This is a genomic window from Pseudomonas sp. HMSC063H08 (assembly GCF_001813645.1).
In the GTDB taxonomy this organism is placed as follows: domain Bacteria; phylum Pseudomonadota; class Gammaproteobacteria; order Pseudomonadales; family Pseudomonadaceae; genus Pseudomonas; species Pseudomonas aeruginosa.
In genome coordinates this window covers 1-738 of record NZ_KV813442.1, presented here as the reverse complement: position 1 = coordinate 738, position 738 = coordinate 1, and the positions used below count along the sequence as shown (strand labels likewise).

General features: G+C 64.2%; 1 protein-coding gene and 1 pseudogene. Both read right to left on the bottom strand.

The window, feature by feature from the left end:
* Nucleotides 1–222, bottom strand: a pseudogene (locus HMPREF2924_RS15375) (class I SAM-dependent methyltransferase); the annotation flags it as partial.
* 29 nt (nucleotides 223–251) lie between these two features.
* Nucleotides 252–738: hypothetical protein (locus HMPREF2924_RS15370; RefSeq protein WP_141765542.1), on the bottom strand; the 487-nt coding region annotated here is incomplete at its 5' end.

Sequence of the window (738 nt, the reverse complement as noted above, 5' to 3'; positions counted from 1 at the left end):
GCGGTCGTACTCGACAGCGAGGGCTTGGACCTTGTCGCGGCCGAGGATGTGTGCTGCCTCAGCCAGGGCAACCCCCTCACCGGCGCAGGGATCACAGATCCTCATCCTGCCCGACGGGGCGGGAGCGAGGGCTTGCAGAGCGCGTTCGAGGGTGACCTCATCGGTAGGGAAATAGCCGTTGCGTGCGAAGTTGCGCGCCAAGCGCGGGAACATGAGGGCCATGGGGCCTCCTTGAGTCTGAGAGGGATGGCTCAGGCTTGTGCCTGAGCATCGGTGGTAAGAATGCTTTCGCGGATCAGCTCACCGAGGGTGGGCTCGAGCACGTCGACCCGCAGGGCGAGTCGCCAGGCGCAGACGTTGCCGATCGTCCCTGGCAGGGCGGTCAACATCTGGTGCTGGGTGAGGACCTCCATCACTGGCTCGCGCCAGTGCTGCAGGAGGGGGAGCGGACAGGTTTCCATCACCAGCGGCCAGAGCCTCTGGTGTGGATCCTCATCGCGCTGCAGGAGTGCGAAGGCGAGGTGATTGCCTCGGTCGGGCGCCGAGGCGCGCCGATCGAACAGCCAAAGATTGAGCAGGCTGCCGAACAACGTGCCGCGGAACTGGCGGGTGGTGCGTTTCTCCAGGAGATCCTGGTTTGGGAAGACAGGTAAGCGCCGGCCGTCCACGATAATGTGGAAATGGTCGATGCCATTTTCTTCCCGGTCCAGCGTCAGCCTGGCCAGGAACTCTTGTGTC